Genomic DNA, 16,808 nt, shown 5'->3' with positions numbered 1-16,808 from the left:
CTTTTTACGCTTGGTTAATACGTTTACCTTTCTAAATGAAATCATCTAAAAAAGAAAAAGGCAAAGGAGTATATCCCTTACCTCTGCCCAGGCGAACGACATACGACACTATGTGCTCCCCTACGGTTTTCCGTATTTCGCCAGTTACACATAGCCTTTAGATTGCCTTCATTCTATCAGACTATTCAGTAATCATCAATGACTAATTTCTTATTAATTTTGTGTTTTTTCATGCTTTTTTTAGAATGGTTTATTGGTATAATTTATTTTTCTTTATATATTCATAGCATTTTTCTGGCAAAAGATACCTCGGTTCCCCACCTATCGCAAATTCTTCCCGTATATAGGTAGAGCTTATTTCCATTGCCAATCCCTTATCTAAGAGATGAAAAGTGCTCCCATCGTCATGATTACGGAGGATTGGCGATCGGCTTATGGCTGAAAGCATATCAATTCCATTTCTAGCCATTACAATAAACCGATTTTCTGCTATCAACTCCTCTCCTTTTGTCCACATAGCTCTTCCAATATCAACCAATAAATCAGCACCCATAATAAAGTACACACTATCCTCTGGAAAAAGCTTTTTAAAATAATTCATCGTATGATACGTATAGATTTCCCATCCATCTTGCATCATTTCATAATCATCTAAAGAAAACTTCTCATTATCCTCTATTGCCATGTTCACCATCTTTATACGATGTTCATCTGCTGTTTCCATTGTTTTATCCCGTCGCATACTGGAACAAGGAAGAAAAATAACCTTGTCTAATTTACAACGATGGGCAACAGTGCTAGCCGTCCAGAGATGAACATTTGTTATTGGATCAAAGGATGATCCGTAAATCCCTATTTTACCCAATTTATCCTCTCCTTAAAAAGGTTAAACGCTGCGTGATTTCTCTTTCATTTTTTCTATATAGCTTCGCTTGTTTTCCCAGCATGCTTTACTTAAATCGACTGGATACTCTTCTGGATTAAGCGTTCGCTTATATTCATTCCATAGATAATTCAGGTTCTCTTTAGCCTTCATTTGAATATCTTTTAATGCTGGTGGTTCAAACTGGATATGCCCGTTTTTTATAACTGGATGATGTAATTCGATGGTCCTGTAATTCGTCACCACTTTATTCAAATATGGATGAACAGGATGAAACATTTTTAATGGTTCTTGTGTTATTACTTCATTTGCCAGTGCAATGTAATCACCCTCAGCATGGTCATTTTCATTATTTATAATTCGATATACTCTTTTCTGACCTGGCGTAGAAATCTTTTCCGGATTTCCAGATAATTTAATGGTATCCTCCATTATACCTTGTTCATTTTCTATACTGACTAATTTATATACAGCGCCCAGTGCTGCTTGATCAAATGCAGTAATTAACTTTGTTCCAATTCCCCAGATATCAATTTTTGCTCCTTCTGCCCGCAAATTCATAATGGTATACTCATCTAAATCATTAGAGGCAATAATTTTCGTGTCAGAAAAGCCCGCTTCATCAAGCATTTCTCTAGCTCGCTTTGAAAGATACGCCAAGTCTCCACTGTCTAAACGAATCCCCTTAAAGTGAATCTTATCTCCAAGCTCCTTTGCCACTTTTATAGCATTGGGAACACCAGAGCGGAGTGTGTCATATGTATCAACAAGGAAAACGCATTCTTTGTGGTGCTGGCATAGCTTTTAAAAGCCTCATATTCGTCTTGATATGCTTGAACAAATGCATGTGCATGTGTTCCAGATACAGGGATATTAAAAATTTTCCCTGCCCTTACATTACTCGTCGCCGAAAACCCACCAATATAGGCAGCTCTTGTTCCCCATATCGCTGCATCCATTTCTTGCGCTCTTCTTGTCCCAAACTCCATTGCTGTCTGCTCTCCAATAACCTGCTTCATTCTCGCAGCTTTTGTTGCAATAAGTGTTTGGTAATTAACAATATTTAATAATGCCGTTTCGATTAATTGCGCCTCCGCAATTGGTGCTTCTACTCTTAGAATCGGTTCATTGGCAAATACTAGCTCCCCTTCCTCCATGCAATATATGTCACCAGAAAAAGTGAAATTTTTTAAATAAAGAAGAAAATCCTCCTTATAACCTCCTTCATTTCGTAAATAGTCCAAATCGCTTTGTGTAAACCGACAATTCTTTATATAAGATAAAATCCGATCAAGACCAGCGAATATAGCAAAACCATTTCCAAAAGGGAGTTTGCGAAAGTAAAGTTCAAACACAGCTTTTCGTTCATGTTTTTCATCTCTCCAATATGTCTCCATCATATTAATTTGATAAAGATCTGTATGTAGCATCAGACTGTCATCCGCATAGTTCATTTATTTTCCTCCTCTTGCTATATTCATTTCTACTTCAAAAGCAAAGTCCCTTCCCTTAGCATGTGACAAATCTCTGTTTGTTATATAATTATCCGTATATTTATTAAATCATTCTCTTTTGGGCTAAGCTTTTTATATTTGCACTACAATTTTTTAAGGAGGAAACGTTCATTTAAAACAAAACCATTTTTAACTATAAAAAAAGCAAGTAGTTTCTTACTAAAGAACCTACTCGCTTTTACCTATTTCTTTTAAAACTGTACCTTTTCTAAAAATAACCCATTTGCTTCTGCCATCATTCCTGTCAGACTACGATCTTTTTCTGCAATAATTGCTGGAATAGCATCTGCTTCGATTTTTCCTAGCCCAATCTCTATTAGTGTTCCCACTATTTTTCTTACCATATTGTAAAGAAAACCATCACCACTGACACGAATTTCAAGAAACCCTTCCACTTCTTTTATATCAATGGAGTATATTTCTTTAACCATTGACTTCTTCTTAGATTTAGCGTTCGAGAAAGCTGTAAAATCATGTTTACCAACAAAATAGGCAGCTGCTTGCTCCATTCTTTTTACATTTAGCTTTTTCTCTACATGCATACTATATTTGCGCATAAAAGGATTGGTATACGATTTATTCCAAATTTTATACACATAGGTTTTATCCTTTGCATTATATCTTGCATGAAAACGATCAGGAACGATTGCTACTTTCGAAATACTAATATCATTTGGTAAGTAGTGATTTAGATAATTCATGACCTCTTTTTCCGTCATTTCTTTGTTCATTTTGAAGTTAGCAACTTGTGATAATGCGTGTACGCCTGCATCTGTTCGGCTGCAGCCGATAATTTCAATCTTTTCTCCTACCATTTCTGTCAGGACGTTTTCAATTTTCCCTTGAATGGATTGGTCCCCATTACCGAGGCGTTGCCATCCTTTATACCGTCCACCATCATATTGAATAAGCAATTTATAATTTTTCATTTTTTCTCCTGTCTCTTCCTTTTTATGTTCTTTATTAAAAAAACGTAATCCAATTCTAAAATCATTACGAAAACCTAAAGAATCGTACTCATTATACACTATTATCTCCAAATTCTTCATTAGTTAAAAAGTCAGATTATAACTGAAATGCTTCATTTTTTATAAGTTTTTCATTAATTTATTTCCTAAATAAAAGAATCAATGTTAGAGTAAGAGATAGCAGTAAACTATAAAGAGTTGTAGGTGAACAATAATGATAGAAATTAAAACATCCCCCCTAAGCGATGGGGAATTCAATAGAGGCGTATTTGCTACTTGTGATATTAAAAAGGGGACCTTATTCCATGAAGCTCCTGTTGTTCCTTATCCAAATGAACAACATAAGTATATCGAAAGAACGGTATTAGAAGATTATGTATATGAATATGGCATTAATCACAGTGCAGTTGTTCTAGGTTACGGCATGCTTTTTAACCATTCGTATGAACCAAATGCGACTTATGAGATTAATTTTGATAAACATACTTTTGATTATTATGCTTATAAGGATATAAAAGCCGGCGAAGAAATTTTAATCAATTATAATGGGGAAGTCGATGATTACGAGCCATTATGGTTTAATAAAGATAAAGAAGATGAAAATTAAATTCGTCACTGAAAATTCCCCCAAATAAAATATGTTGATGGGAGCGGATATGTAACATTTCCGCTCCCATCAACATTTTAGCATGCAACAAAAAGGTAAACAAAACCTCGATTCTGAAGACTCGATATTATTTCGAGATTTTTTTCTTCTTCCACTTTGATTCATATTCCGCTTTTTCCTGATGTACTTCCTTCAATAGACTTACTGTCATTAAAATCATTATTAAGGAAAAAGGAAGAGCCGCAATAATCATCATATTTTGTAATCCATCTAATCCGCCAGAATAAAGTAATACAAGGGAAATCGTCGTAAGCAATACCCCCCAAATGACTTTAATCCGATTACTTGGATTTTGTACGCCATTTGCAGATAGCATCCCCAAAACGAATGTTCCTGAATCGGCAGAAGTAATAAAGAACACAGCAACCAACAAAATAGCCAATAGGGATAGTAAAGCACTAAGTGGATAATGCTCTAAAAGGGCAAACAATGTTTCTTCTGTAGCAAAAGTTGATATAGTACCTAACCCTTTATGTTCAAGATACATCGCATTTCCACCGAACACAGAGAACCATAAAAAGCCAATTACTGATGGAATAAATAGTACGAACGTTATAAATTCACGAATCGTTCTTCCTTTGGAAATACGAGCAATAAAAATACCTACAAATGGTGACCACGCAATCCACCAAGCCCAATAAAAAATCGTCCACGCATCTATCCATTGGCGATTCTTACCATTTAAAGGCGCAATTCGGAAACTCATGCGCACTAAGTTTTGTAAGTAGCTTCCAATTGTATCTGTAAATAAATTGAGGATAAAAACCGTATTTCCCATGATAAAAACAATCAAAAATAGAACGAAAGCTAATATCATATTCGTATTACTAAGGATTTTAATCCCTTTGCCTAATCCAGTAAGGGCTGAAAGTAAAAACAGGACGGTGACAATTACTATAATAATAAATTGTGTTAAAAAATTGGAAGGAATATCATAAAGAAAAGAAAGCCCCCCATTTATTTGTACCGCTCCAAAACCTAGCGTTGTAGCAATCCCCGTTACCGTTGCAAAAACAGCAATAATATCAATAATTCTTCCAGCTCTTCCATCCATGGAATGACCTAGTAATGGTTTCAAGGTTGAACTGATTAAGGTTGTTCCGCCCTTCCTAAAAGTCGTATAGGCAAGACTTAAAGCAACAATCCCATATACTGCCCATGCATGAATTCCCCAATGAAAGTAGGTATATCTCATAGCATCTTTCATACCCTGATTTGTTCCAATTTCATTTGTTGGAGAGCTAATAGCAAAATGACTTAATGGCTCCGCCGTCCCATAAAAAACAAGGCCGATTCCCATTCCCGCACTGAAAAGCATCGCTAACCATGCTAGTCTTGAAAACTCAGGCTTATCGTCAGGTTTTCCTAATTTTATTTTACCTACAGGACTTATTAATAAGTACAAACAAATTATCACGAAAAATGTGACCACAATTAAATAATACCAACCAAAAGAATCTGTAATAAAGGATTGGACACTAGCTGTGCCTTCCTTAAGTGTATCTGGTGCAAGAGCTCCTACTAACACAATCAACAAGATTATGATTATAGAAACATTAAAAACAAGATGATCTTTAAACTTCATATAATAAATTCTCCTTCTAATCGAATAATAATCTATGTACGATAACCGCCTAGTTATTATATCCTTTAATAGGAGAATTAAACAAGGTATGCTCTTTTTAGTATCCTTATGGAAGTACCTTTTTACTGGATGACAACCAATGAATCTAGAAGGAACAGATATCTATCAGCATGGATGAAGAAAAGAATAGAAAAAGTAAGTGTAGAAATACAAAATCCCCCCCTACACTTGCTTTCCTTTATTTTTTTAGAATGTCGCATGATTTTTAATCGGTTTCCCAAATACCGGAAATCCTTTCTCATCCCAAGTAAATACTTGAGCTCTCGCATGGCGATCTGGGTTATTCAATGGATCTCCTTCAATTTCCGTATAAGGTCTTGCATGATATATTAGTACATCATGATTTCCATCTTCACTTACGGTAAAGCTATTATGACCTGGTCCATATTGTTGATTCTCTGGAGCGCTACAAAAAACAGGTTTACTAGATTTAGACCAAGAATATCCATCTAATAAATCAGAATTTATATCTGCCCAAAGCATACCCATACAATAGTTTTCGTCTGTTGCACTGGCTGAATAAGTAATAAATACTTTTCCATTTCGTATCAATACAGCCGGGCCTTCATTTACTAAAAACCCTTTTTTCTCCCATTCATATTCAGGAATAGTTAACAATAGTTGCTTTCCTTTTAATGTCCAGGGATTTTCCATTTCAGAGAAGTATAGATTAGAATTCCCGGGGATTGCTGGCTCTTTCTGTGCCCATACATAGTAGAGCTTGTCGTTTAATTCAAACACCGTTGCATCCAAACTGAAACTTTCCTGAACCGTTTTAACTTGCCCCTTTTCCACCCACTTACCGGTTAAAGGATCTTTGTCAGCACATTCTAGTACATACATGCGATGTTGAAAAATCCCATCTTTAGGATAGTCGTATTGTGCTGCTGCAAAGTATATATACCATTTCCCGTGGATAAAATGAATTTCTGGTGCCCAAATTAAAGAACTGAGTGCTCCTACTGGATGAGCATGCCACACAAATGCTTTTTCCCCTCTTTCCAAATCATTTAATGTACGCGCTCTCCGAACCTCTATTTTCTGATAGCCAGGCACAGAACCAGTAAAATAGTAGTATCCATCTGTATGTTTGTATATCCACGGATCTGCTCGCTGATAAACAATAGGGTTATTATATTGAATTTCCGTTAATTTCGTCATCGCTTTTAGCTCCTTTATTCCACATTTCTAATCATAAAAATAGTGTCACCATTCTCCGATAAACCGCTAAATGCCATTGTTTGTGCTTCTTGATATTCATCCCATTGAGAAATAAATAGCCCATTATAAGTTATTCCATTTAGAGTGATATTTACATATTTATCGTTTGACCAATCCCATTTTCCAGCATATTCCCCTTCAATTTTGCCATTTCTGTTTATTGTTATTTCAGTCGGAACTTTTATTTCTTCTGTTATATCTCTACCATGGAAAATAAGCTTGTAATCCCCTATTACTTGCTTATCTGTGTATTTTGTTAATTTCTCATTTGCATATCTTAACGGAGTGATCAGTGGCCACCCCTCTTCATTAAAAAACATTTGATGTACACGTACACTATGTTGTTCTCCTAAATTCGGAAACCGAGTGTGAAATATGATAAAATACTGATTAGTTTCTTTTTCAAAATAAGTAGAATTATGTCCTGGAGAAACATAGCCAGCATTTGTTAACGCAAGATCTGTCTCCCAAGAATGATTACCAATCAGTTTCGTCCCATACGGTGCAATGGAATCATCATCAAATAATGTGCCTTCTTTTCCCTTGGCATCCAGCATCGTTTTCCCTGTATTATCCATATATGGACCTTCTGGATTTTTTGACCTGGCTACTCTGATTTGATAACCTCCGTCTGCTGCTAATCCTCCATAGGATAAGAATAAATAATAGTAGTCTGTCTCTTCATTATATTGAATATATGGTCCTTCTATTCGACTATGGTTCCCCCCTAATAATTTCGTCCCATAGCCTTGCCCTTTTTTCGGAAAACCAGTTTCTTCGTCCATTTCTAAAATGAAGATCCCTCCAGAATAGGAACCATACACCATCCACAACTTTCCTTCTTTATCATAGAAGACATGTGGATCAATAACATTCGGCTCTTTTGTTGCATCAAAAGCAGAACCATCTTCTTTCTTTATTCCAGATTTTAAAAAGATGCCTTCATTCTTATAAGGTCCTTCCACATGATCGGATACTGCTACACCAAGTACGGATAGCGGACTAGATCCTTCACATGCAGAATAATACATGTAATATTTTCCATTATCGAGCTGAATCACGTCTCCTGCCCATAGGGTATCTGTTTTTGCAAATTCAAATGCTTCTGCTAATTCATCATCTATATTTGGAATCAAATGATTAGTAGGTACACTCTCTGATAATTGCTCCCAATGAATTAGATCGTTTGTTTTTGCAAATTGCATATGAGAGCCTAATATATAATAAGTCTCCTCATCCTTTATAATAGAAGGATCATGCACAAATACATCTTTAAAACCTGGGTCCTCTAATTTCTGGTCAACGGCAGTTGGTATAGGAGAACATGCTGATAAAGCAATCAATAGTATCGCACTAGATAAAAACCTATACACCCCCATCTTTTTATTCATCTTATCTCTCCTTTATAATTCCCTTTTTTGTCAGTTCCCTTTTAATAAAACAATCGATACAAACGAAATAGGTACTAATAAAAAACAAAGGAAGAAAAATGCTAAATCGATAAGCAATCATTGATAACACAAGGAAAAAGGTTAAACTAAAAACTGTTTGTAAAGGCAATAACAGTGGCAATAAAAGTACGGCATTGGCTTTTTGTTTAAAGGTTCCTACTGTATAGACAGTCACTGGAAAGATATATAGAATGGTAGCCAAAATATAGGTGATAAAAAACATTAAAGGATAGTAAAAGAAAGCAGTTCCTACAGGCATTCCTTTAACGAGCTGAAAGTCAATCCAGAGCATATATAAAATAACTGCATAAATCACCCCAATGCCATTGATCACAAGGAACTTACGTTTATAGGCACAAAAGAACGTTTGTGCAAGTTTGCGAAATGATGGAAAATCGTTAAAAAGCTCCTCATCCTGTAAAAGATAATAAAGTGCATATGTAGCAGGAAAGATTCCAGCTACTCCTAGCCCTAAAATCGTCCCGATGATCCAAAGAACGTTCAAATAAATAATACTTATTATTTTATCAAGAACGATCATCACCTTATTTGACCACACCATCTATTAAACCCTCTTCCCGAAGATAGCCCTCCCCTCCCTAGTGAGACCAGAGAAGCCTATCGTTTTCTTATTTTGTTTCCAATCCATACATGGAAATACAACAAATTGAAAGTCCTCTACCATATGTTGAAACTGATTGTTAGCAATCGCTTGAATCGCATATAAATCTGTATCTCTCACATTCGCAATCTTACTTTCTTTTAAATTCGTGTCTTCATCAAAGGCAATCCATTCCCATTCTCCTAGTAAATCGTTAGCTGAATAAGTATGTTCATTTGTCCATTGATAATGTTCTGGTGATACAACTGGCCAACCATTTTCTAACCAAAATAATTCCCTAATATAGGCATAATGGTAGGATGAAAATGCCTCAACCCTAACATGATGAACCATATATAGCTTCTGGTTATCTGCGAAAATTGAATTATGTCCAGGCGCAATCCAAGCTATATCATTCTTAAATTGATAACTACCAACTAGTTTCACCCCAGTGGAATGAGGGGCTCCCTCTGTATCTATCATATTTTTCCCGTTTTTATCAATATAGGGTCCTGTTATGTTTTTCGATCTGGCAACTCTAATATTATAGCTATCACTTAAACTATCATAAGAAGCAAATAAGTAATAAAAATCAGTTGCCTCGTGGTAATAAATAAAGGCTCCTTCAATTGCGCCTTCCACAGCTTGTGGCCTTCTGGCAATAAGTTTTCCATAATCATCTTCCTTCTCCGGAAAACCGGTCTCCATATTAAGTCTTACAAGATGAATTCCACCGAAAAAGGAGCCATAACATAACCAATAATTTTCCTCTTTATCCTTTACTACATTCGCATCTATCGCATTATGGGTCGCAATTGAAGGAGCCGTTTTCACCACAATTCCCTCATCCTGCCATGTTCCTTGTAAGTGTGTTGCTTTTGCTAAACCAATACAAGATACCGTGCTGCCGAATGTAGAAGCTGAATAATACATATAATAGACTCCATTATATTTGATTACGTCTGGTGCCCATAGCCCCTGTGCTTTAGACCATTCAAAAGCCTCATTAGGAATATTATTTAAAGCGGTACCAACATATTCCCAATGAACAAGATCCTTTGATTTTCTAATTTGAATTCCTTTTGTAGGCGAATTATTAACAGCAGTATCTGTTGAAAACATATAATAATCATTTTCCTCTTTTACAATCGTCGGATCATGTGTACCAATCGTTCCCCATCCATACTGCTCTATTAGTAGCATCGCGTTTTTTGTATTTGTGATTTCTGTCATTTAGGATCCTCCACTCATCCTTTTACACCTGATAAGGCAACGGATTCAATAATTTGCTTCTGGAAGATTAAAAATACTATTAATACTGGCAATAGTGACACCACAGAGCCTGCCATAATTAGCGGATAGTCGGTTTGAATAGCATAAGTTGCCTTTAAATTGGCAATTACTACTTGCAGTGTTTGCTTTTCTGGACTATTCAAATAAATCAATGGTGCTAAATAATCATTCCATACTCCCATAAACCAAAGGATGAATTGTGCTGCAACTGCAGGACGGATAACTGGAAAAATCAATTTAAAGAAAATCTGTAAATATCCAGCTCCATCCACTTTTGCTGCTTCAATTAAAGAATAAGGTACATTTGTTAAGTATTGACGTAAAAAGAAAATCATTGTTATATTACCAAATAATCCTGGTACGATTAATGGAAGTAGTGTATCCACCCACCCAAATTTTGAGAACATAACAAATTGAGGAATCATAATAATTGGATAAGGAATCATGATGGATGCCAACAATATAAGAAACAACGTATTTCTAAAAGGCATTCTTAATTTTGCAAAAGCAAATGCAGCCATACTCGATGTTATCGTACCAATAATCGTTACAGTTAAAGAAACAATAATAGTATTCTTAATCCCTGTTCCTAATGTTTCTAGCTGAAATAAATGGATATAGGCATCAATTCGAACAGGATCTGGTATCCATTGCGGTGGTAATGCGAATACTCCCGTTTTATCTTTTAAAGAAGTGGCTATCATCCATAATAATGGCCCAATCATGAATATAGATCCTATACCTAGAATGAGATAAATGAATATATCTATAAGTTTCTTTTGCTTTTTCAAAGCTCACGCACCCCCTTTTAATCTAAGCTATAATCAGATTTTCTGTTCATATAGAATTGAACAGCAGTCACTACAAAAATAAACACAAACAAAATCAGTGACATTGCTGAACCATAACCCATTTGATAGTATTTAAATGCCTTTTGCCATATATACCAAACGATCGATGCGGAACTATAAGATGGACCACCAGTAGGAGTCATAATGTTAATTTCTGTGAAAATTTGAAAGCCTCCGATGATGTTAGTGATAACTAGAAAAAATGTTACTGGTTTAACCATTGGCCAAGTAATATTCCAGAATTTTTGAAAACTGTTTGCTCCATCCAATTCTGCCGCTTCATAAAAAGTCTTGGAAACGCTTTGTATAGCTGCTAAATAAAGTAGCATAGAATAGCCAAGCCCTTTCCAGACGGCCATCAGAATAATAGCAGGTTTAACTGTCGCGGTATTTTCTAGCCAATTGGGACCCTCTATTCCAAAAACACCTAAAAATTGGTTAACCAAACCAAAATCACCATTATAGGCCCATGCCCACATAATCGAAATCGCTGCAAGGGATGAGATTACAGGGATGTAATAAATTGTTCTAAAAATCGTGGTTCCTTTAAGGCCTCTGCTTAATGCAATTGCCAGCAATAAAGCAAGTCCCAGTCCGATAGGAATCCCGATCATATAAAAGACCGTATTATATAAAGTTTGATAAAAATACTCATCTTTAAAAAGCTTAATAAAATTATCTAAACCGACAAAATTCATTCTATTTAATCCGTTCCAGTCCGTAAAAGAAGCATAGACAGAATAAGCAAATGGATAAACGGAAAATATTAAGAAACCAAGAATTGGTGCAGATACAAATAATAATGCTACTTGATGTTCCTTTTTATATAGATTGCTAGATTTTGTTTTTAACTTAGGATTTTTATTTTTTTTGCTATTTGTAGCAATAACACTGGACATATGCTCACCTCTTTACTTAAATGAGTTGTCTTTTTAGGGTCTAGCCTTACAATTGAAATTTTTATTGCTATGCTAGACCCTGTTTTAGAATTCCACGTAAATTATTTAGACATCTTTGCCTGCTCGTTTGCTTCATCTAACAGCTTTTGCATCTTGGGCTGAATCTCTGCAAGAAATTCATTAGCTGTTTGCTCCCCTTGCATCACAGGTGTAATATTTGCCCAGAATTCATCTAACCATTGAGAATTATACGTAGCATATGTTGGATAAGGCACTCCATAATCTTGAATAATATCTAAGAACTCTTGCTTATTACTTGGTACAGATTCAGTATCTGACGCCCATTCTTCTGCCATATCTATTAAATTAGGAATCTGAACTTGTGCATCTAATAGCGTTTGCTGTGCTTCTTCATCTGCACATAAATAGATTGCTAATTCTGTTGCTAAATCCGGATTTTTTGTTGATGCTGAAACTACTAATCCTAATGAACCAGTATAAGCAACAGACTTTCCTGTTGAACCAGATGGCCAAGGCATTAAATCATATTCAAAATCAAGCTTAGCATACGTACTCATATCCCATGGACCAACAGGGAAGAAGGCTAATTCTCCATTCATCCATCTTTGATATGTATCTAATGTTTCTGCCTGCGAAGAGCTTGGAGTTGTGTGATATTTATTGGTTAAGTCTGCCAAGAATTGCAAAGAGTCTGCAAATTCTGGTGTATCTACAGTAATCTTATCTCCTGCCTCATTTAAGAAAGAAGCGCCATTACTATAAGCAAAAGATTGTAATGTCCAGGTAGCATTGAAGCCACTTGCCCATTGATCTACTTCTCCATCACCATTTGTATCTTTTGTTAATTGTTGGCTAATTTCTAAGAATTCTTCCCATGTATAAGCCTTATCTTTATCCGGTAAAGGGATGCCTGCTTCTTCAAAAATATTTTTATTATATCCTAGCGCAAACGGACCCACATCTTTAGGAAGTCCATATAAAGCACCTTTACCAGGTGTTTCTCCATCATATCGATAAATATCTACACCAAATTTCCATATGCTATCTAAGTCAAAATTAGCTGCTTCTACTTCTTCTGTAATATCAGCAATAATCCCATTATCTACATAGTTTGCAATACTACCAGAATCAAGATAAAATACATCAGGGACATTCCCACCAGATACTGCTGCAGATAATTTGGTTGCATATTGATCAGCATCTGTATTAATTATTTTTACGGAAACACCTTCATGCGATTCTTCAAACTTTTTTATTGCTTCCGTATAGGCCGTTTTTTCGTCTGGTCCACCTCTAAACATAAAGGTAATTTCTTTTTTACCATCTGCCTCCCCACTACTACCGCTTGAACATGCTCCTAAAAGTAACATACTGAAAATCAACATACTAGAAAGCAATATTTTTACTTTTCTCATTAATATTCTCCTCTACTTTTTGATATTATCGTATAAACAAGAAGCAATATATTCATTCTGATTTTCCATTTTGGAGATTATATTGTTTATTTCTTTGGTCCCAAATGATTAATAGCAGTTAATCACCATTCTCCAGCAACTATCGATTGGCTCTCCTTTCCAATTATCTCATCCCCCCTTAATATAAAATCTGTTAAAAGAACTTATTAATAGAATTATTCAAAAAATAGCTTACAAGTAATTTATACATTTTTATGCAAACGCTGTCAATAACTTTTTTATAAATCTAAGAATTAATATAATGTACTTAATTAACATTATCATTAACTATTTATCTCTGTTAATTGAATCCTCCGTTAAAGTTAACACAATGATTAACCATGAAATTTCTTAAATGGCCATATTATAGGTCAACGTTTTGTTTTCCAAGCATACTCCGTCATAGGATAGAAACTAAGCACTTTCCAAGCTACGCTACCTCATTTCTATATGCAACTAGCGTCAGTAGCGCATGTGTCGTTCTTTTTACAGAGAATAACTTAATTATATGTATACAAGTTATCATTAAAGGCGGCGTAATAAAGTACCCATTGCTTAGGTAGCACATGACTTAAAAGCTTTACTCTCTTAATAAAAAAAACAGACCTACTATCATCAGTAGATCTGTCTAATCTAATTATCGTTTTAAATAAATGATTTCTTCCGCAAGTTTTATCATACGCTTTTTAACATCATCATCTGTTATTTCGTTTTCATCATCAAAATAATCATTATGCACAAAAACATTTTGTACGGTAACCAAACTTTTGAAATACGTAAGAATTGGCTTTAATTGGTATTCCATCACAAGAAAATGTTTATCTGTACCGCCTGTGATAACCATTCCTGTCACTTTTGATTTAAACGCATCTACTGGTAGATGATCAAAAAGATTCTTTAATACGCCTGTTATGGAAGCTTGATATACAGGCGTTCCTATAACAAGAGCATCTGCTGCTAATATAGTGTTTACTACTTTAATCGTATCATCATTATAATAGCTAAGTGGAGCACCGTTAACAAATTCAATCTCATACTCTCTTAAATCAATCAACTCCACTTGAACGGCTGGATCAAGCGACTTAGCTGCAACTAAAACTTCATTTACTGCTTTGGAAGTTTTTGCACCCACTAATGAGCCGGAAATTCCTACAAGCTTCATATTATCCTCCAAGCTTAAAGATAAGCATGAAACACTTAATCTTCGTTATCTTATTCGTTATTATTAGCAAATTTCCGAGCAACTACACTCCAATTAATAATAGAGAAGAAATTGGAAATGTATTCAGGTCTTCTGTTTTGATAATTTAAGTAATATGCATGCTCCCAAACATCTAAACCTAGGATTGCACGTTCTCCATCCATAATTGGATTATCTTGATTTGGTGTGCTTGTTACTTTCAAGTTACCTTCTTTGTCAACAACAAGCCATGCCCAACCAGATCCAAATCTAGTTGTAGCTGCTGCAGTAAACTGCTGTTTAAATGCATCAATGCTTCCAAATGCTTTAGTGATTGCTTCTGCTAGTTCACCAGAAGGAGCATTTTCTCCTGTAGCAGGAGCAATTACTTCCCAAAATAAAGAATGATTTAAATGACCTCCACCATTATTTCTAACCGCTGTTCTAATTTGTTCTGGGACTTCATCAAGATTACTTAATAGTTCCTCTAATGATTTTGCTTGTAATGCTTCCTGCCCTTCAAGTGCGGCATTTAAATTATTGACATATGTTTGATGATGTTTTCCGTAATGGATTTCCATTGTTTGTTGATCGATATGTGGCTCTAAAGCGTTAAATTCGTAAGATAAAGCTGGTAATGAATATGTAGTCATTTGTAATTCCTCCAATATTTTTATTTTTATACTTAATGGTTTAAAAAGTATAATTAAACAATAAACCAAGGTAAGAAAAAATGCAATCCTTTTTACTTCTGAATTTTGTAAATATATCTTTACAGACTTTGTACACATTAACTGCTTTCAACATTTTATACTATCTGGTATAATAAATTTTACTACATTTTAATTTACTTATATTTTCTCTCCAATGTATAGAATGGAGGTTTATGATGACCACTAAACAAAAAACTACAAAAGATAAAATCCTTCATTTCCTAAAAAAAGAAGGAGCTTTAACGGTAAATGAGTTTACAGATCGTTTGCAAATTACACATATGGCCGTGCGAAAGCACTTAACAATTTTAGAAAAAGATGGATTGATTCAATCAGAACTAGTAAAACAGCCAATGGGACGTCCTATTCAAAGCTATACTCTGGCAGAAAGGGCAGAGTATTTTTTCCCGAAAAGCTATGAAGGAATTAGTATAGATTTATTGAATGATGTGAAAGAGCTGTATGGGGATGATTCTGTTCAGCAGCTATTTAATAAACGGGAAGAACGGCTTACAAATGAATATATCTCTCGGATGAGTGACAAGACTCCTTCTGAGAAAATGCAGGAAATGGTTGAGATTCAAAATGAAAAAGGATATATGGCAGATTTATCGAAAGTGGACGACCATACTTTTGAAATAACAGAATACAATTGTCCTATCTTAGAAGTAGCAAAGGAGTTTAAAGTAGCTTGTCGCTGTGAGACAGTAATGCTAAAAAATGTGCTAGGAACAAATACAGTAAGCAGAACATGTTGCCGCACTGAAGGAGATAACCACTGTAAATTTTTAGTGCAGTTTGTTTCTTAAAATAAGGTAAATAGAAAAGGGAAGTCTTTAAGCACTATTTGCTTAAAGACTTCCCTTTTTAAGATATTATGCAAAAATAGCTAATTCAGCTTCAATTTGCTTCATAATTAATTGGAGGCATTCTTCTGTGGTTTTCGCAAAAATTCTTTTTCCGTTTACAATGGCATATGGCCGTTTCGCACACATGCCACAAAATGAAAGACAGCTGCTTTCAATCACTGCCACTTCTGGATATTTTGATTCTATTATTTTTTCTAAATCTATTTCCGTAATCAGGCTTCCGTCACAAATTTCTACAACTACAATCCCCATCTTTAAAGTGCTCCTTTCTCATTTTCTGTACTAGCTATATATATAACGATTTCACAATAGTTTCTATTAATAATAAATCATAAGAATTACTTCTTTTTAATAATCTAATCCATCTGTTTTTTATACCGTATAGTATAAAAAACAAGTATATACATTTAATCACTTTCTGTATAAAAAAGCAAGAAAAGAAACTTAAGTGATTGAGTCAAGTTTTTGTGGGAGTTTTTTTTAGCTCCCTTTTTATAAAATAAAACTTTTAATTTTGTATCCGCTTTCTAAACATTTTCTTTCATCAAAATTTCGTTTTTTTCTTTTTTTAAAAACCT

15 protein-coding genes, 1 pseudogene and 1 riboswitch are annotated in these 16,808 nt (G+C 34.8%); of the genes and pseudogenes, 2 read left to right on the top strand and 14 right to left on the bottom strand.

Features of this window, described 5'->3' with window-relative positions; all coding sequences use genetic code 11:
- Window positions 1-78: 78 nt before the first annotated feature.
- Window positions 79-158, bottom strand: a riboswitch (ZMP/ZTP riboswitch).
- Window positions 159-250: 92 nt separating this feature from the next.
- From nadD to truA, 3 genes and pseudogenes are all read right to left on the bottom strand, one after another.
- Entirely contained in the window at window positions 251-865 is a 615-nt protein-coding gene (nadD, locus tag QQZ16_RS03690) for a nicotinate (nicotinamide) nucleotide adenylyltransferase (RefSeq protein WP_284561114.1), read from the bottom strand.
- A gap of 21 nt (window positions 866-886) precedes the next feature.
- Window positions 887-2,337: pseudogene (locus tag QQZ16_RS03685) on the bottom strand (nicotinate phosphoribosyltransferase).
- A gap of 251 nt (window positions 2,338-2,588) precedes the next feature.
- A complete protein-coding gene (gene truA / locus QQZ16_RS03680) occupies window positions 2,589-3,326 on the bottom strand; it encodes a tRNA pseudouridine(38-40) synthase TruA (protein ID WP_031539398.1) in 738 nt (245 codons plus the stop codon).
- Window positions 3,327-3,579: 253 nt separating this feature from the next.
- Here truA and QQZ16_RS03675 point away from each other — a divergent pair, with 253 nt between their 5' ends.
- Window positions 3,580-3,972 (top strand): SET domain-containing protein, encoded by a 393-nt coding sequence (locus QQZ16_RS03675; protein ID WP_048716905.1) that lies wholly within the window; start codon window positions 3,580-3,582, stop codon window positions 3,970-3,972.
- Window positions 3,973-4,099: 127 nt separating this feature from the next.
- Here the strand turns inward: QQZ16_RS03675 and QQZ16_RS03670 are convergent, their stop codons facing one another.
- From QQZ16_RS03670 to QQZ16_RS03625, 10 genes are all read right to left on the bottom strand, one after another.
- The gene (locus QQZ16_RS03670) at window positions 4,100-5,617 is read right to left on the bottom strand and encodes a glycine betaine uptake BCCT transporter (protein WP_235252546.1); all 1,518 of its coding nucleotides are present in this window, start codon (window positions 5,615-5,617) and stop codon (window positions 4,100-4,102) included.
- A 246-nt stretch (window positions 5,618-5,863) separates the two neighbouring features.
- Window positions 5,864-6,838: a glycoside hydrolase family 43 protein gene (locus QQZ16_RS03665; RefSeq protein WP_284561113.1), complete on the bottom strand. Its 975-nt coding sequence runs from the start codon at window positions 6,836-6,838 to the stop codon at window positions 5,864-5,866.
- A 14-nt stretch (window positions 6,839-6,852) separates the two neighbouring features.
- Window positions 6,853-8,289 (bottom strand): glycoside hydrolase family 43 protein, encoded by a 1,437-nt coding sequence (locus QQZ16_RS03660; RefSeq protein WP_284561112.1) that lies wholly within the window; start codon window positions 8,287-8,289, stop codon window positions 6,853-6,855.
- A gap of 1 nt (window position 8,290) precedes the next feature.
- On the bottom strand, window positions 8,291-8,911 hold the full coding sequence (locus QQZ16_RS03655; protein ID WP_284561111.1) for a DUF624 domain-containing protein: 621 nt from the start codon (window positions 8,909-8,911) through the stop codon (window positions 8,291-8,293).
- A 3-nt stretch (window positions 8,912-8,914) separates the two neighbouring features.
- Entirely contained in the window at window positions 8,915-10,183 is a 1,269-nt protein-coding gene (locus QQZ16_RS03650) for an arabinan endo-1,5-alpha-L-arabinosidase (protein WP_284561110.1), read from the bottom strand.
- A gap of 14 nt (window positions 10,184-10,197) precedes the next feature.
- Complete coding sequence (locus QQZ16_RS03645; protein WP_284561109.1) at window positions 10,198-11,034, bottom strand: carbohydrate ABC transporter permease; 837 nt, start codon at window positions 11,032-11,034, stop codon at window positions 10,198-10,200.
- 17 nt (window positions 11,035-11,051) lie between these two features.
- The gene (locus tag QQZ16_RS03640) at window positions 11,052-11,993 is read right to left on the bottom strand and encodes a carbohydrate ABC transporter permease (protein WP_284561108.1); all 942 of its coding nucleotides are present in this window, start codon (window positions 11,991-11,993) and stop codon (window positions 11,052-11,054) included.
- A gap of 101 nt (window positions 11,994-12,094) precedes the next feature.
- A complete protein-coding gene (locus QQZ16_RS03635; RefSeq protein WP_284561107.1) occupies window positions 12,095-13,429 on the bottom strand; it encodes an ABC transporter substrate-binding protein in 1,335 nt (444 codons plus the stop codon).
- Window positions 13,430-14,105: 676 nt separating this feature from the next.
- On the bottom strand, window positions 14,106-14,630 hold the full coding sequence (locus tag QQZ16_RS03630; RefSeq protein ID WP_284561106.1) for an NADPH-dependent FMN reductase: 525 nt from the start codon (window positions 14,628-14,630) through the stop codon (window positions 14,106-14,108).
- A gap of 50 nt (window positions 14,631-14,680) precedes the next feature.
- Window positions 14,681-15,301, bottom strand: a complete 621-nt coding sequence (locus QQZ16_RS03625) for a superoxide dismutase (protein ID WP_031538768.1) — start codon at window positions 15,299-15,301, stop codon at window positions 14,681-14,683.
- A gap of 236 nt (window positions 15,302-15,537) precedes the next feature.
- Here QQZ16_RS03625 and QQZ16_RS03620 point away from each other — a divergent pair, with 236 nt between their 5' ends.
- A complete protein-coding gene (locus tag QQZ16_RS03620) occupies window positions 15,538-16,170 on the top strand; it encodes a helix-turn-helix transcriptional regulator (RefSeq protein WP_342395191.1) in 633 nt (210 codons plus the stop codon).
- 66 nt (window positions 16,171-16,236) lie between these two features.
- Here QQZ16_RS03620 and QQZ16_RS03615 read toward each other — a convergent pair whose 3' ends face one another.
- A complete protein-coding gene (locus tag QQZ16_RS03615; protein WP_031538771.1) occupies window positions 16,237-16,482 on the bottom strand; it encodes a DUF1450 domain-containing protein in 246 nt (81 codons plus the stop codon).
- Window positions 16,483-16,808 lie beyond the last annotated feature (326 nt).

The organism is Bacillus sp. T2.9-1, from assembly GCF_950097965.1.
GTDB lineage: Bacteria > Bacillota > Bacilli > Bacillales > Cytobacillaceae > Niallia > Niallia hominis.
The sequence above is the reverse complement of the archived record's forward strand: the minus strand, read 5'-3'. Positions and strand labels throughout refer to the sequence as shown.